Here is a 14,629-nt window from a genome sequence, read left to right as displayed (position 1 = left end):
TTCGCTAAAACCCCGTTGTACGGTGGTCAGTGACAAAGGGAGGGAGTCAGGCAGGCGAATAGGCCAGCCGGACGTAGATGGGTGCAAACGGTTCGGCTTGCGTGATTTCGATCAGGGTTTCCTTGGCCAGTTCCAGCAGGGCAACGAAATTGACCACCACCACGGGCACGCCGCCGGCAATGTCGAACAGTTCGCTGAACTCGACAAAGCGCGACGATTGCAAGTGGCGCAGGATGCTCGACATGTGCTCGCGCACGGACAGTTCCTGGCGGCTGATGCGGTGATGCTGGGTCAGCTTGGCGCGCTTCAGCACGTCTAGCCACGCCTGCTGCAAATCCACCGGTTCCACGTCGGGCCAGGTGGGCGTCAGGCTTTGCTCGATGAAGATCTGCGTGCGCACGAAATCGCGCTCGAACTGCGGGATGGCGTTCAGGTCGTAGGCGGCCAGCTTGATCTGCTCGTACTCGAGCAGGCGGCGCACCAGTTCGGCACGGGGGTCGCCGCCATCTTCCTCGACGTCGCTCTTGCGCGAAGGCAAGAGCATGCGCGACTTGATTTCGATCAGCATGGCCGCCATCAACAGATATTCGGCCGCCAGTTCCAGGTTGCGCACGCGGATCTGGTCGACATATTTCAGATATTGCAGGGTTACCTGCGCCATCGGGATATCGAGAATGTTGAAGTTTTGCTTGCGGATCAGGTAGAGCAGCAAGTCGAGCGGGCCTTCGAAGGCTTCGAGGAAGATTTCCAGCGCGTCCGGCGGAATGTACAAGTCCGTCGGCATGCGCAGCAGCGGTTCGCCATACAGGCGGGCAATGCCGGCTTCGATGGGATCGGCGGCGGGCGCCGCGTCCGTGCTTGCAGATGCTGCAGGGTCGCCGCTGCCGTCGCCGTCAGCGGCGGCTTCGGGCAACTCGATGACTGCGCCGGCGCCGGTAGCATCGGCTTCCGGCGTGACTGCAGACTCTTCAGGCAACATCGTGCCGGTTCCAGCTCTTAGTTCTTGTTCTGGTAAACGTAAGCCTGTTGCTTGACGGCCGATGCCATCTGGCGTTCCTGCTCATCCATGCTGACGGGCGGCTTGTCCCACAGCAGGGCGCGGCCCGCTTGCTGGCCCGCTTCCATGCCAGGGTTCTTGGCCTTCAGTTCAGCGATGAACAGGGTGTGGTCGGATACGTAGTTGTTGTGTTTTGCAGGCAGTTTCATAGTGTCTTCTGAGTGTCTTATAAGTAAGGTCAGCCGGCCGTATTCTACCGCGCCGGATGCACTGGCGGGTTGTTGTATGGGCAAGCCGGGGGCAAAAATGCTAAAAATCAATACCTTAGCAGGCGTCGCATCACCATCGGCGCCGGTTCGGCGGGGTTGGCGTGCGAATATTCCAGTTCCTCGGCCAGGTCGAATTCAAAGGCCGCGTAAAAATCGATCAGCTTGCGCTGGTCGCGCCGCACGGCCAGGCGCAGTTCTTCCGCCTGGCACGACAGGCCGTGATGAATAATGGCTTCGAGCAAATGCTGCGACACGTTGCCGCCCCGGTAGGCGGGCAGCACGCCCATGCGTGAAATCTTCCAGATGGCGGGATCGCTGTCGAGTGGCATCCAGCGCAGCGAACCAGCTGGCACATCGTCGATCAGCAGCACGAAACCACCGCCGTGGCGCAACTGCTCCGCCACCAGTTCGGCTGTTTCGTGGTGCCCGCTCGACGACGGGGCCACCTTGCCGGCCCATGCTGCGCGGGTCAGCTCGGCGATCAGTTGTGCATCGGCATCTGTTGCTTCGCGCACCACGATATTCATCATCGGTCCTTGTGCGGGCTTAGCGGATGCGCATGCCAGGTTCGGCGCCTGGCCACGGGTTCAGGATGTAGATGCCCGGATTGGCCTTCTCGTCGGCGCTCGATGCGGCCATGACCATGCCTTCGGAAATGCCGAACTTCATCTTGCGCGGCGCCAGGTTGGCCACCAGCACCGTCAGCTTGCCGACCAGTTCTTCCGGCTGGTAGGCCGAGCGGATGCCCGAGAACACGTTGCGCAAGCGGCCTTCGCCCGCATCGAGGGTCAGGCGCAGCAGCTTGTCGGAGCCGTCGACCAGTTCGCAGTTGACGATCCTGGCGATGCGCAGGTCGACCTTGAGGAAATCGTCGATCTTGATCTCGGGCGCCAGTTCCTCGATGGCCGTGGCCGGTACTGCCGCGGCGGGTGCTGGAGCGGCGTCATTCGCAGCGTCGCCTGCCGGTGCGGCAATGGCGGGGACCGCTTGCGGCGCGTCGAACAGCGCTTCGATCATCTTCGCATCCATGCGCGTCATCAGGTGGCTGTAGGCGCCGATGGTGCGGCCCAGCATGCTGTTCGAGACGGCGTCGCCGAACACCTGCGTGTCGGCCCAAGTAAATTCTGCGTCGTTGAGGAACGATGCCACGTTCTTCGCCACGCCCGGCAGCACCGGCGACAGCAAAATCGTCAGCTGGCGGAACAGGATCAGGGCCGTCGTGCACACGTCGTGCAGCTCGGCGGTCTTGTCCGCATCCTTGGCCAGGATCCACGGTTTGTTTTCATCGACATACTGGTTGGTGATGTCGGCGATTTCCATGATTTCGCGCAAGGCCTTGCCGAATTCGCGGTTCTCGAAGTGCGCGGCGATGCTGGCCTGGCGCTCGACGATGACGCCGTTGACGTCCACCGTCAGTGCGCGGTTGATCCAGCCTTGCGCGCTGTCCGACAGCGTCGACGCCAGCTTGCCGTCGAATTTCTTGGCGATGAAGCCGGCGCAGCGGCTGGCGATGTTGACGTATTTGCCGATCAGGTCGCTGTTCACGCGGGCGACAAAATCTTCGCCGTTGAAGTCCAGGTCTTCCACTTTCGAGTTCAGCTTGAAGGCGATGTAGTAGCGCAGCCATTCCGGGTTCATGCCCAGGTCCAGGTAGCGCAGCGGCGAAATGCCGGTGCCGCGCGATTTCGACATTTTCTCGTTGTTGACCGTCAGGAAGCCGTGGACATTGACTTTCAGTTTGTCGATCACCGGGTGGCCGGCGAATTTCAGCATGGCGGGCCAGAACAGCAGGTGGAAGGAAACGATGTCCTTGCCGATGAAGTGGATCTGTTCCGTCGACGGGTCATTCAGGAGGGCGTCGAAATCGATGCCTTTCTTGTCGCAATAGTTTTTCAGGCTGGCCAGGTAGCCGACAGGCGCATCCATCCACACATAGAAGAACTTGCCCGGCGCGTCCGGGATCGGGATGCCGAAGTAGGGCGCATCGCGCGAGATATCCCAGTCGGCCAGCTTTTCACCGGCTTCGCCCAGCCATTCGCTGACCTTGTTGACCATTTCCGGCTGCAGGCGGCCGGGTGTATTCAGCCAGCTTTTCAGGAATTCGAAGCAGCGCGGGTCGGACAGCTTGAAGAAATACTGTTCCGACGGCTTCATCACGGGCGTCGCGTTGGTGAAGACGGAGAATGGATTGACCAGGTCGGTCGGCTGGTAGGCGGCGCCGCACACTTCGCAGTTGTCGCCGTACTGGTTCTTGGCGCCGCATTTCGGGCATTCGCCCTTGATGTTGCGGTCGGCCAGGAACATGCCTTTGACAGGGTCGAAGAAGCGGTCGACGGTTTTCGTGACGATCAGGCCCGTATCGCGCAGCTTGCGGTAGATCGATTGCGACAGGTCGACGTTTTCCGGCGAGTCGGTCGAATACCAGTTATCAAAGGCGATATGGAAACCGTCCAGGTACTGGGCGCGGCCGGCGGCGATGTTGGCGACGAATTGCTGCGGCGTGATGCCTTCCTTTTCGGCGGCGATCATGATGGGCGTGCCATGCGTATCGTCGGCGCCCACAAAGTGCACTTCACGGCCGGCTGCGCCATCGCGTTGCATTCGCTGGAACCGGACCCAGATATCGGCCTGGATGTATTCCATGATATGGCCAATGTGAAAAGCGGCGTTTGCGTAAGGCAGGGCAGTGGTGACGAACAGCTTGCGAGTCATGATTGATGCACTTTTGGGATGGATAATAGGGCATTTTAACAGCGGAAACGCAATATGAGCAGATGCCGGGCCGGCAAGTAGTGCTTTTGTCTCCATCGCGCCATGCAAATTTACGCTAGACTGCGCGTATTGCATACGGAGATTGTCATGAGCATCACAGTAGAAGACGTCAAGGCCGCACTGGCCCAGGTTATTGATCCAAATACACATAAAGATTTCGTTTCCAGTAAAACCGTCAAGAATCTGAAGGTCGATGGCGATGATATTTCGCTCGATATCGAGCTTGGCTATCCGGCGAAAAGCCAGATCGACCTGATCCGCAAATCCGTGCTGGCCGCGCTGCGGGTGCTGCCGGGCGTGGGCAATGTCAGCGTTGGCGTGTCGTCGAAGATCATTTCGCACACGGTGCAGCGCGGCTTGAAGCCGATGAGCAACGTGAAAAACATCATTGCCGTCGCTTCCGGCAAGGGCGGCGTGGGCAAATCGACGACGGCTGTCAACCTGGCCCTGGCCCTGGCGGCCGAAGGCGCCACCGTCGGCATGCTGGACGCCGACATCTATGGCCCGTCGCAGCCGATGATGCTGGGCATCAGCGGCCAGCCGAAGACCCTCGATGGCAAGAGCATGGAGCCGATGGAAAACCACGGCCTGCAAGTGTCGTCGATCGGCTTCATGATCGATCCGGACGAGCCGATGGTGTGGCGCGGCCCGATGGTTACCCAAGCCCTGCAGCAGTTGCTGGACCAGACCAACTGGCGCGACCTCGATTACCTGATCGTCGACATGCCGCCAGGCACGGGCGACATCCAGCTGACCCTGTCGCAAAAAGTGCCTGTCACGGGCGCCGTCATCGTCACGACGCCGCAGGACATTGCCCTGCTGGACGCGCGCAAGGGCTTGAAAATGTTCGAGAAAGTCGGCATTCCTATCCTCGGCGTGGTGGAAAACATGAGCACGCACATCTGCTCGAACTGCGGCCATGCGGAAGAAATCTTCGGCGCCGGCGGCGGCGCGAAGATGTGCGCGGATTTTGGCGTGGAATTCCTCGGCGCCTTGCCGCTGACCATGGCGATTCGCCAGCAGACGGATTCGGGCACGCCGACCGTCGTGGCCGAGCCGGAAGGCCCTGTCGCCGTGATCTACAAGCAGATCGCCCGCACCATCGCCATCAAGGTGGCGGAAAAGGCGAAGGACATGACGAGCAAGTTCCCGAGCATCGTGATCAAGAACGATTGATGATCGACCATGGGGTCAGACCCGCCGGGGGAGTGCATCCCAATGGGATGCGCTCCGATCGCGAAGCGACTGACCCCAGCAGCTCCCCGGCGCCATGGTCGCCAGGAATATGGTTTCATGCAGTCCGTGTTGTTATTAAACAAGAGGAGACATCATGCAATTGACTACCGTATTCCTGCGCCGGGCCGGCGTCGTGATTGCCGGCAGCCTGCTGGCCGCCAGCGCCTTTGCCCAGTCCGTGTCATTCGTCGAACCCCTTGACGGGGCCACGGTGAGCAGCCCGTTCAAGGTCAAATTCGCCGTCAAGGGCATGGATGTCAAGCCGGCCGGCGACATGACGGCCAAGACGGGCCACCATCATTTGCTGATCAACAAGGGCGCCATGAAGGCGGGCGAGATGATCCCGATGGACGATATGCACCTGCATTTCGGCAAGGGGCAGACGGAAACGGAAGTCAAGTTGCCGCCGGGCCAGTACACGCTGACCATGCAATTTGCCAATGGCGCCCATCAGTCGTACGGACCGGAATGGGCCAAAAGCATCCAGGTGACGGTCAAGTAGCCACCAGCCAGTTTTGCAGCGCCTCGACAGGCCGGACTCCCAAGGGATTCCGGCCTTGTTTTTTTCATAGTGTTGCTTATTGTCATCATTGCGTCATATAGTCTGCGTATGCTGCCCGCTGGCCAGCATAGGGCTACCCGATAGCATCCCGATAATGTGTATTGATAAACGAGCGGATATGACGAAGAATTTCTCCCTTTCCCGGCAACTGGCGCAGGCGCTGCTGCTGGTGGCAAGCGTGGCGGCATGCCAGGCGCATGCGGCCAAGGCCGTTCCTGTGGCGTCGGCTGCCGTGGCGCAGCCCAAGCTGGTAGTCGTGCTGGTGGTCGACGGCCTGCCGCAAGAGCAGGTGACGCGCTACCGCGGCCAGTTTGGCCAGGGCGGCTTCCGCCGGCTGCTGGAGCAGGGCGCGTGGTTCAGCGATGCGCACCAGGCGCATGGCATCACCGTTACCGCCATCGGCCACTCGGCCGTGCTGTCGGGCGCCTACCCTTACCAGCATGGCGTGATCGGCAATAACTGGATCGATCCCGTCACGAAAAAATCCGTGTACTGCACCGAAGACGGCAATTTCCACTATATCGGCGAAGAAACGCAGCCAGACGACGGCACGGCGCCGACCAAGCTGCGCGTCAGCACCCTGGGCGACGAGCTGCGCTACTCGACGGGCAACCAGGCCAAGGTCGTGACGGTGTCGGGCAAGGACCGCGGTGCCATCCTGCTGGCCGGGAAAACCGGCACCGCCTATATGTACATGGAAAAGACGGGCAACTTCGCCAGCAGCACATACTATATGCAGCAGCACCCGCAATGGGTGCAGCGCTACCAGGCGGCCAGGCCGCAGGACCGCTATTACGGCAAGAGCTGGACGCCGCTGCTGGCGGATGGCGCCTACGCCAATGACGCGCGCGACGACATCGTTCCCGCCAAGGCGGGTACGCGCAACACCTTCCCGTTCGCCTACTACAGCGACAGCGGCAAGCTCGATGGCGAGTACTACAGCCGCCTGAAGTCCGGCCCTTTCCTCGACGAGCTGACCCTGGAATTCGCCCGTGCCGCCATCGATGGCGAAAACCTGGGCCGCAACCCGGCGGGCGTGCCCGATATCCTGGGCGTGAGCCTGTCCGCGCACGATTATGTGAACCATGCCTACGGTCCGGAAAGCAAGATGTCGCACGACCACCTGCAGCGCCTGGACCGCATGCTGGCCGGTTTCTTTTCCGACCTGGATAAAAAAGTCGGCATGGACAATGTGCTGGTGGTGCTGACGGCCGACCATGGCTTTGCCAATGTGCCGGAATTCGCCGAAACGCGCGGCTTCTCGGCCAAACGCATCGATGGCGCCAAACTGGTCGATGCGCTGAACCAGCACCTGGCGGCAAGCCTGGGTATCGACAAGCTGGTGACCACGTCGTCGCTGCCGAACATTTACCTCGACTACGCGCTGGCGGAAAAGCGCGGCGTCAATCGTACGGCCCTGGAAGACACGGCGGCCCGCTTCCTGCTGCAGCAGGACGGCCTGGCGCAAGTGTATACCCGCACGCAGATGGAGACGGGCGCCGTGGCCACGCGCATGGACACCTTGATGCGCCGCGCCTGGAATCGCCAGTTGTCGGGCGACCTGATGGTCGTCACAAAGCCGGCCTGGTACTTCGGCAAGGGTAGCGGCGGCACTTCGCACGGCACGCCGTACACCTATGACACCAACGTGCCGCTGATGGTCTTCGGCCCGCGCTGGATCAAGCCGGGCGCGTATGGCGAATACGCGGAAGTGGTCGACATCGCGCCGACCCTGGCCCACCTGCTGCGCATCCGCCAGCCGTCGGCGTCGGAAGGGCGAATTTTGACGGAAGCGGTGCGGTAAGCTTCCCGGCTTGTGGTGTTGTCGGCTTACGCGCTGCGCGCTAAGCCGACCTACGAGGTTTGCGTGCCGGCAGCGCCGCCAACACCACCGGCATTGTTTGCGTGTCGGTCCCGCCACCAATACGACGGCCCTTGGCCTGGCGAAGAGCGTAGGTCGGATTAGCGGGGCAAGGCCCCGCGTAATCCGACAACAGTGTTGGCCAGGTTTGTAGTGTCGTCGGCTTACGCGCTGCGCGCTAACCCGACCTACGTGGTTTGTGTGCCGGCAGCGCCGCCGCCAACACCACCGGCATTGTTTGCGTGTCGGCACCGCCGCCAACACCACCGCCGTTGTTTGTGTGTCGGCACCGCCGCCAATACGACCGCCCTTGGCCTGGCGAAGAGCGTAGGTCGGCTTAGCGGGGCAACGCCCCGCGTAATCCGACAACAGTGTTGGCCCATCCTGTGATGCAGTCGGCTTACGCGCTGCGCGCTAAGCCGACCTGCGTTGGACTGGCGCCGCCATAGCGGGGCAAAACCCTGTGTCATCCGATTACATCGCTGGCCAATCCGCTTACAGCAGCCAGTCGATCGGCAGCACCGACAAAATCGCCACGCCCATGCGCTTCCAGATGCTGGTGCCCGGCTCCGTGTCGTAGCGCGTGGTGCTGCCGTTGGCGTTGCGGGCGATCCAGTACAGCGAACCGTCCGCTGCCAGCATGACCTGGTAGGCGCGCTGCGGGATGGTGGTGCGCATGGCCTGGCCCAGCTGGCTGGCCAGCACCGGGCTGTCGATGACGAGGCCCATTTCCGTATTCAATTCGACGGAGCGGGGATCGAAGTTGAACGAGCCGACAAAGATGCGCCGGTCATCGACGGAAAAGGTCTTCGCGTGCAGGCTTGATGCTGAACTGCCGAAGCGTCCTGGCTGTTCGCGCGCGTCGCCCGCTTCCCACGAGCGGCGCGATTCATACAGCAGCACGCCTGCTTCGAGCAGCGGTTTTCGCCACTTCGCATAGCCGGCATGCACGGCCGCCACGTCGGTCGCTTCCAGCGCATTCGTCAGCACGCGCACGCCGACGCCCTTGTGCGCCAGGTCGGCAAAGGCCTGGGTGCCTGACTTGCCGGGCACGAAATACGGCGAAATCAGATCGAGTTCCTTTTCCGGCACCCCCAGCAGGTCTTGCAGGTTTTCCGCCACGCTGCTGCCGGGTTTTGCCTGGTTCAGCACCTTGGCCGGGTCGTCGCTGATCATGCGCGTGCGTGCCCATTCGAACGGCAGGGTGCGTTCCATCATCTGCCTGACGAAGGGCGTAGTGCGCAGTGCCTGCACATATTCTTCGGCTGCCTTGGTATCGTCGATGCGGTCCGCCTCGGCGGCGATGGTGGCCGCGTCGCCATCGACGGCCCTGGTCAGCAGCAGCTGCGCCGGATAGGCCGATGGGCTGTTCCAGTAGCGGTCGAATTCCTGCGAGACGTCGTTGACGACGGGGCCGACGGCCAGTACGTCAAGGTCGGCAAACAGCACATCGCCGGCCGCGCCGAAATATTCATCGCCCACATTGCGCCCGCCGACGATGGTGGCCTGGTTATCGGCCGTGAAGGATTTATTGTGCATGCGCCGGTTCAGGCGAGAAAAATCCGTGGCAAAGGCCAGTGCCCGCGGAGAGCGGGGGACGAAAGGGTTGAACAGGCGGATTTCGATATTCGCCTGCTTGCCCAGCATGCTCAGGGTCTGGTCCAGGCCCGCCGTGTTGTTATCGTCGAGCAGCAGGCGCACGCGCACGCCCCGTTCCGCCGCCTGGCGCAGGGCGTCGAACAGCAGGGTGCCGGTAATATCCTTGTGCCAGATGTAGTACTGCACGTCCAGGCTGCGCTGGGCGGCGCCTGCCAGCAGTGCGCGCGCGGCAAACGCATCGCGCCCGTCGGCCAGCGGATAGATGCCGGACACGCCCGGATGCTGCGCCGCCAGTGGCGCGATGGCCAGACCCAGTTGCGTGTTGGCCGTATCGGTGATGACGCTGGACGCCACGCGGCCCTCCAGCGAGGGCAGCGCGGCGCAGCCGGCAAGGACAAGGGAGAGCAGCAGTGGAAGCGCGAAGCTGGCGCTGCGGCGCAAGGTGAGGGTGGTGGCGGGCATGGCGGGCTTTCATCGAGTTGTGCCGATGGTAGCAGATGCGCATGCCCGCACGCGGGCGCGGATTGGAAACCGCCTGGTAACGGCTTAGAACTGTTCCAGGGCGATCAGCTCGGCCACAGTCTGGCGGCGGCGGATCAGGCGGGACTGCTCGCCATCGACCAGGTATTCGGCCGCATGCGGACGGCTGTTGTAGTTCGACGACATCGACGCGCCGTAGGCGCCGGCGCCTTCGAAGACCACGTAGTCGCCGACCTGCGCCGCAGGCAGCAGTCGCGTTTCGACCACGCCGCCATCGCGCTGGGTAAACACGTCGCCCGATTCGCACAGGGGGCCGCCGACCACGGTGGCGCATGCGGGGCTAGCGTCCAGAGCGCGGCCATCATGCGCGATGACCGACATGGCGTGGTAGCTGCCGTACATGGCGGGGCGCATCAGTTCATTGAAGCCCGTGTCGAGCAAAGTGAAATGGTTGCCGCCCATTTGCTTGGTGGCGCGCACTTCGGCCACCAGCAGGCCGCTGTCGGCGACGAGGAAGCGGCCCGGTTCGATTTCCAGGTGCACGGGGTGGCCCAGGTGCGCCTCGATCTGCTTGCGCGCCGCATCCCACAGCTGGAAATAATGGTCAGTGTCGACGGGCTGTTCGCCTTCGCGGTAAGGCACCGACAGGCCGCCGCCCGTGGAAATGGCTTCGATGTCGTGGCCCATGTTTTTCACCAGGTCGACCATGGTGCCGCAGACGGTTTCCAGGTGGCTGTAGTCGACGCCGGAGCCGATGTGCATATGCAGGCCCACCAGGTGCAGGCCATGGGCGCGGATGACGGCCAGCGCTTCCGGCAGTTCTTCATGCCAGATGCCGTGCTTGCTGTTTTCGCCGCCCGTGTTGGTCTTGTTGCTGTGGCCGTGGCCATAGCCGGGATTGATGCGCAGCCAGACGCGGTGGCCGGGCGACACTGGCCCCAGCTGGCGCAGCATGTCGACGGAACCGCAATTGACTTCAATTTTTGCTGCCGCCACGCGCGCCAGGGTGGCGCGGTCGAACAGGTCGCAGGTGAAGACCACGCCGGCGGCGCCGTTGGTCTGCGCCGGCGTGAAGCCCGCCTGCAGCGCGCGTTCGATCTCGCCCAGCGACACAGCGTCCACGTGCACGCCCGCTTCGCGCATCAGAGTGAGCAAATGGATGTTCGAATTGGCCTTTTGCGCGAAACGCACGGTGTCGAACTGCGCCAACTGCTTGATGCGCGCGCGGATGGTGGCCGCGTCGTAGACCCACAGCGGAGTGCCGTGTTCCTGGGCGAGTTGGGCGAGGGTGGCGTCTGGCACTGGCTTCATGGTGGTGGTCTTTGTCATGTTTAGGGTGGCGTCGGATTACGCGGGCTTTGCCCGTTCATCCGACCTGCGATGCTGACCATGATGCGGGTTTTCTTTGTAAACATAAAATATCCATTTAAGCTGACCTTATTCATTTATGATATGGACATGACTATCTCTTTGCGCCATATCGAAGTCTTCCGCGCCATCATGACGACGGGCAGCGTGACGGCCGCCGCCGCCATGCTGCATACTTCGCAGCCCACCGTCAGCCGCGAGTTGGCGCGCCTCGAGCATTTGACGGGCCTGACCCTGTTCGAGCGCGAGCGGGGGCGCTTGCGCCCGACGGCGCAGGCGCTGCAGCTGTTCGAGGAAGTGCAGCGCGCGTATTTTGGACTGGAACGCATCGTCAGCACGGCGACGGCTTTGCGCCAGTTCGACCAGGGGCAGCTGTCGATTGCCTGCCTGCCCGTGTTTTCGCAGTCGCTGCTGCCGCAGGCCTGCAAACTGTTCGTCGCCGATTTCCCCAAGGTGAGCATCAGCATTACGCCGCAGGAGTCGCCGCTGCTGGAAGAATGGCTGTCGGCGCAGCGCCATGACATCGGCCTGACGGAAGTGGGCAATGCGCCGCCGGGCACCGTGCTTGATACCTTGATGTCCGTCGATGAAGTGTGCGTGCTGCCGGACGGCCATGCGCTGGCGTCCAAGGCCGTGCTGCAACCGGAGGATTTCGCCGGCCAGCCTTTTATCAGCCTGGCCGCCGTCGACCCGTATCGCCAGCAGATCGACGCTATCTTCGCGCAGGCCGGCGTGGAGCGGCGCATGGCGCTCGACACCCACAGCGCCGCCTCCGTCTGCGCCATGGTGCGCGAAGGCGTGGGCCTGGCCATCGTCAACCCGCTCACGGCCCTCGACTATGCGGGGCAGGGCTTGCAGATCCGCCGCTTCAGTGTGTCGCTGCCGTTTACCGTGAACCTGGTCAAGCCATTGCACCGGCCCCTGTCGCAGCTGGTGGCCCTGTTCGAGCAGGCGCTGCATGCGCAGGCGGAAGAGGTGAAAAGGCGGCTGCTGGCACTATAAGACAAGCCCCTTGAAGGGCCGGGGTCAGACCCTCAGGGGAAATGGGACCCAGTGGGCCCCATTTTGATCACGAAGTGACTGACCCCGGGGTTTGCCTTAGGGCTTTGCTTAGGTAGTAAAATGGCGTTTTACTTATTCAAGCCTGATTACTTCGATGACCACAACCGCCACTCCCGTCCGCACCCGTTTCGCTCCCAGCCCGACCGGCTACCTTCACCTTGGCGGCGCCCGCACCGCTTTGTACAGCTGGGCATTTGCCCGTCACTTCGGCGGCACCTTCGTGCTGCGCATTGAAGACACGGACGTGGAGCGTTCGACGCCGGAAGCGGTGCAAGCCATCATCGAAGGCATGCAGTGGCTGGGTCTGGACCACGACGAAGGCCCGTTCTACCAGATGCAGCGCATGGACCGCTACCGCGAAGTGGTGGCGCAGATGCTGGCCGAAGGCACGGCTTACCATTGCTACTCGTCGCCCGATGAAGTCGAAGCGATGCGCGAGCGCATGCGCGCCGCCGGCGAAAAGCCGCGCTATGACGGCACCTGGCGTCCGGAGCCGGGCAAGACCCTGCCAACCGTTCCCTCTGATCGCAAGCCTGTCGTGCGCTTCAAGAATCCGCTCGACGGCGACGTCAGCTGGGACGATGTTGTCAAGGGCACCATCACGATTTCGAACCGCGAACTGGACGACCTGGTGATCGCGCGTCCGGACGGCACGCCAACCTATAACTTCTGCGTCGCCGTCGACGACTGGGATATGGGCATCACGCACGTGCTGCGCGGCGATGATCACGTCAACAACACGCCGCGCCAGATCAACATCCTGCGCGCCATCAACGCGCCGCTGCCGCTGTACGGCCACCTGCCGATGATCCTCGGTTCGGATGGCCAGAAGATGTCCAAGCGCCGCGATGCCGTCAGCGTCATGGATTACCCGGCGCAGGGCTTCCTGCCCGAGTCGATGCTGAACTACCTGGCGCGCCTGGGCTGGAGCCATGGCGACGATGAGGTGTTCTCGGTGGAGCAGTTCTGCGAGTGGTTCAACCTCGACCACCTGACCAAGTCGGCCGCGCAGTTCGACCTGGAAAAGCTCAAGTGGCTCAATAACCACTACATCAAGCAGGCCGACAATACGCGCCTGGCCGACCTGGCTAGAGCGCAGATGCTGGCAGCTGGCGCCGTCTTCGAAGGCGCGCCGGACCTGGCGCTGGTGCTGGGCATGATGAAAGAGCGCGCGAACACCGTCAACGAACTGGCTGCCGCTTCGATGCTGTTCTTCCGCGAGCCTCAGCCGGAAGCCGATCTGGTGGCGCAGCACATCACGGACGCGATCAAGCCCGTGCTGGCGCAGTTCGCCGAGCGCATCGCCACGGTGGAGTGGAGCAAGGAAGCAGTCGCCGCCATGATCAAGGAAGTGCTGGCCGCCAACACCATCAAGATGCCGCTGCTGGCCATGCCTTTGCGTTTGATCCTGACGGGGCAGCTGCAGACGCCGGCCATCGACCAGGTGGTGGTGGTATTTGGTCGCGAGACCGTGCTGGCGCGCCTGGCAAAGTGGCTGTAATCGCCGCGATTGAATACGCGTAGAAATCAGCGTAGAAACAGCGTGCGGAAACCGTCCCTATGAAAAGTTGCTCATAGACGAAAAAGGGTATTTGCAGAGTGAAACTTCTTTGCTATACTCTTGTTTCTGCACCAACGGGGGTATAGCTCAGCTGGGAGAGCGCTTGCATGGCATGCAAGAGGTCAGCGGTTCGATCCCGCTTACCTCCACCAGCAGCAAAATTGCAGTCAGGTTTTGTTAGTTGTTGAAGTGGTGCAGTTGTTGTTAGGAAGTTCCGCGGTCCCCATCGTCTAGAGGCCTAGGACATCACCCTTTCACGGTGAGTACAGGGGTTCGAATCCCCTTGGGGACGCCAGGTAGTTGTGGTATAGTAGTGGCAGTTGTTTGTACTGATTGTTGTAAGTTCAGGTCCGTAAAAAGCGGAATCTGGATGGAAAGCAAGTAGTGGAACAAAGTCGCCAAGTGCGGCTTTTATTATTTCTGCGCCCGGGGGGTATAGCTCAGCTGGGAGAGCGCTTGCATGGCATGCAAGAGGTCAGCGGTTCGATCCCGCTTACCTCCACCAACAGCGCAGGAGTAAAGTAGCAAACTGTAGAAGTAAAATGTAGTATCCAGGTCCCCATCGTCTAGAGGCCTAGGACATCACCCTTTCACGGTGAGTACAGGGGTTCGAATCCCCTTGGGGACGCCAGTTAAGTCTGGTGTTGTTGTAGTGAAGAAGTAGCAGTGTTTCTGCGCCCGGGGGGTATAGCTCAGCTGGGAGAGCGCTTGCATGGCATGCAAGAGGTCAGCGGTTCGATCCCGCTTACCTCCACCAACAGCGCAGAAATCACATGATAATCAAAGTCGCCTGGAGCGGCTTTTTTTATTTCCGGATTGTTTTCCGCCATACCCCTGGGGGAAATATGGCTAAGCTGTTAGC

11 protein-coding genes and 5 tRNA genes are annotated in these 14,629 nt (G+C 61.8%); 10 read left to right on the top strand and 6 right to left on the bottom strand.

Annotated elements, in window-relative coordinates:
• Nucleotides 1-46: 46 nt before the first annotated feature.
• The 4 genes from ACQ4WR_RS22135 to metG all read right to left on the bottom strand — a co-directional run bounded on the left by ACQ4WR_RS22135 (nucleotide 47) and on the right by metG (nucleotide 3,978).
• Nucleotides 47-979, bottom strand: coding sequence for a segregation and condensation protein A (locus ACQ4WR_RS22135; RefSeq protein ID WP_436489942.1), 933 nt, complete (start codon nucleotides 977-979; stop codon nucleotides 47-49).
• Between the two features lie 17 nt (nucleotides 980-996).
• Nucleotides 997-1,206, bottom strand: coding sequence for a DUF3460 family protein (locus tag ACQ4WR_RS22130; RefSeq protein ID WP_102293938.1), 210 nt, complete (start codon nucleotides 1,204-1,206; stop codon nucleotides 997-999).
• 107 nt (nucleotides 1,207-1,313) lie between these two features.
• Nucleotides 1,314-1,793 carry a GNAT family N-acetyltransferase gene (locus ACQ4WR_RS22125; RefSeq protein WP_102294026.1) on the bottom strand — a complete coding sequence of 160 codons (480 nt, stop codon included), beginning with the start codon at nucleotides 1,791-1,793 and terminating at the stop codon, nucleotides 1,314-1,316.
• Between the two features lie 19 nt (nucleotides 1,794-1,812).
• Nucleotides 1,813-3,978, bottom strand: coding sequence for a methionine--tRNA ligase (gene metG, locus ACQ4WR_RS22120; RefSeq protein ID WP_436489939.1), 2,166 nt, complete (start codon nucleotides 3,976-3,978; stop codon nucleotides 1,813-1,815).
• A gap of 147 nt (nucleotides 3,979-4,125) precedes the next feature.
• On the opposite strand from metG, the gene apbC reads away from it, so the two are divergent.
• The 3 genes from apbC (at nucleotide 4,126) to ACQ4WR_RS22105 (ending at nucleotide 7,640) form a co-directional block, all read left to right on the top strand.
• Nucleotides 4,126-5,214 carry an iron-sulfur cluster carrier protein ApbC gene (gene apbC, locus ACQ4WR_RS22115; RefSeq protein ID WP_034758315.1) on the top strand — a complete coding sequence of 363 codons (1,089 nt, stop codon included), beginning with the start codon at nucleotides 4,126-4,128 and terminating at the stop codon, nucleotides 5,212-5,214.
• Between the two features lie 154 nt (nucleotides 5,215-5,368).
• On the top strand, nucleotides 5,369-5,776 hold the full coding sequence (locus ACQ4WR_RS22110) for a DUF4399 domain-containing protein (protein ID WP_102293936.1): 408 nt from the start codon (nucleotides 5,369-5,371) through the stop codon (nucleotides 5,774-5,776).
• Nucleotides 5,777-5,954: 178 nt separating this feature from the next.
• Entirely contained in the window at nucleotides 5,955-7,640 is a 1,686-nt protein-coding gene (locus tag ACQ4WR_RS22105) for an alkaline phosphatase family protein (RefSeq protein ID WP_436489937.1), read from the top strand.
• A 552-nt stretch (nucleotides 7,641-8,192) separates the two neighbouring features.
• On the opposite strand, the gene ACQ4WR_RS22100 is transcribed toward ACQ4WR_RS22105, so the two are convergent.
• Nucleotides 8,193-9,758 carry a phospholipase D family protein gene (locus ACQ4WR_RS22100; RefSeq protein WP_436489935.1) on the bottom strand — a complete coding sequence of 522 codons (1,566 nt, stop codon included), beginning with the start codon at nucleotides 9,756-9,758 and terminating at the stop codon, nucleotides 8,193-8,195.
• 84 nt (nucleotides 9,759-9,842) lie between these two features.
• Nucleotides 9,843-11,087 carry a diaminopimelate decarboxylase gene (gene lysA, locus ACQ4WR_RS22095; protein WP_436489933.1) on the bottom strand — a complete coding sequence of 415 codons (1,245 nt, stop codon included), beginning with the start codon at nucleotides 11,085-11,087 and terminating at the stop codon, nucleotides 9,843-9,845.
• A 147-nt stretch (nucleotides 11,088-11,234) separates the two neighbouring features.
• Between lysA and ACQ4WR_RS22090 the strand changes: the two genes are divergently transcribed.
• The 7 genes from ACQ4WR_RS22090 (at nucleotide 11,235) to ACQ4WR_RS22060 (ending at nucleotide 14,524) form a co-directional block, all read left to right on the top strand.
• Nucleotides 11,235-12,146, top strand: coding sequence for a LysR family transcriptional regulator (locus ACQ4WR_RS22090; RefSeq protein WP_436489931.1), 912 nt, complete (start codon nucleotides 11,235-11,237; stop codon nucleotides 12,144-12,146).
• 154 nt (nucleotides 12,147-12,300) lie between these two features.
• Nucleotides 12,301-13,707: a glutamate--tRNA ligase gene (gltX, locus tag ACQ4WR_RS22085; RefSeq protein ID WP_436489930.1), complete on the top strand. Its 1,407-nt coding sequence runs from the start codon at nucleotides 12,301-12,303 to the stop codon at nucleotides 13,705-13,707.
• Between the two features lie 136 nt (nucleotides 13,708-13,843).
• Nucleotides 13,844-13,919, top strand: a tRNA-Ala gene (locus ACQ4WR_RS22080).
• Nucleotides 13,920-13,986: 67 nt separating this feature from the next.
• Nucleotides 13,987-14,062 (top strand) — tRNA-Glu (locus ACQ4WR_RS22075).
• Nucleotides 14,063-14,196: 134 nt separating this feature from the next.
• A tRNA-Ala gene (locus tag ACQ4WR_RS22070) sits at nucleotides 14,197-14,272 on the top strand.
• 50 nt (nucleotides 14,273-14,322) lie between these two features.
• Nucleotides 14,323-14,398: transfer RNA gene (locus tag ACQ4WR_RS22065), tRNA-Glu, on the top strand.
• Between the two features lie 50 nt (nucleotides 14,399-14,448).
• Nucleotides 14,449-14,524, top strand: a tRNA-Ala gene (locus ACQ4WR_RS22060).
• The last annotated feature ends 105 nt before the right edge of the window (nucleotides 14,525-14,629 follow it).

This window comes from Janthinobacterium amylolyticum, assembly GCF_051380655.1.
In the GTDB taxonomy this organism is placed as follows: domain Bacteria; phylum Pseudomonadota; class Gammaproteobacteria; order Burkholderiales; family Burkholderiaceae_D; genus Janthinobacterium.
This window is presented reverse-complemented; position numbering and strand designations above follow the sequence as displayed.

Bases quoted from the DNA above. Each gene is read 5' to 3' on its own strand.
- ACQ4WR_RS22135 (WP_436489942.1), bottom strand. From the start codon at position 979: ATGTTGCCTGAAGAGTCTGCAGTCACGCCGGAAGCCGATGCTACCGGC.
- ACQ4WR_RS22130 (WP_102293938.1), bottom strand. From the start codon at position 1,206: ATGAAACTGCCTGCAAAACACAACAACTACGTATCCGACCACACCCTG.
- ACQ4WR_RS22125 (WP_102294026.1), bottom strand. From the start codon at position 1,793: ATGAATATCGTGGTGCGCGAAGCAACAGATGCCGATGCACAACTGATC.
- metG (WP_436489939.1), bottom strand. From the start codon at position 3,978: ATGACTCGCAAGCTGTTCGTCACCACTGCCCTGCCTTACGCAAACGCC.
- apbC (WP_034758315.1), top strand. From the start codon at position 4,126: ATGAGCATCACAGTAGAAGACGTCAAGGCCGCACTGGCCCAGGTTATT.
- ACQ4WR_RS22110 (WP_102293936.1), top strand. From the start codon at position 5,369: ATGCAATTGACTACCGTATTCCTGCGCCGGGCCGGCGTCGTGATTGCC.
- ACQ4WR_RS22105 (WP_436489937.1), top strand. From the start codon at position 5,955: ATGACGAAGAATTTCTCCCTTTCCCGGCAACTGGCGCAGGCGCTGCTG.
- ACQ4WR_RS22100 (WP_436489935.1), bottom strand. From the start codon at position 9,758: ATGCCCGCCACCACCCTCACCTTGCGCCGCAGCGCCAGCTTCGCGCTT.
- lysA (WP_436489933.1), bottom strand. From the start codon at position 11,087: ATGAAGCCAGTGCCAGACGCCACCCTCGCCCAACTCGCCCAGGAACAC.
- ACQ4WR_RS22090 (WP_436489931.1), top strand. From the start codon at position 11,235: ATGACTATCTCTTTGCGCCATATCGAAGTCTTCCGCGCCATCATGACG.
- gltX (WP_436489930.1), top strand. From the start codon at position 12,301: ATGACCACAACCGCCACTCCCGTCCGCACCCGTTTCGCTCCCAGCCCG.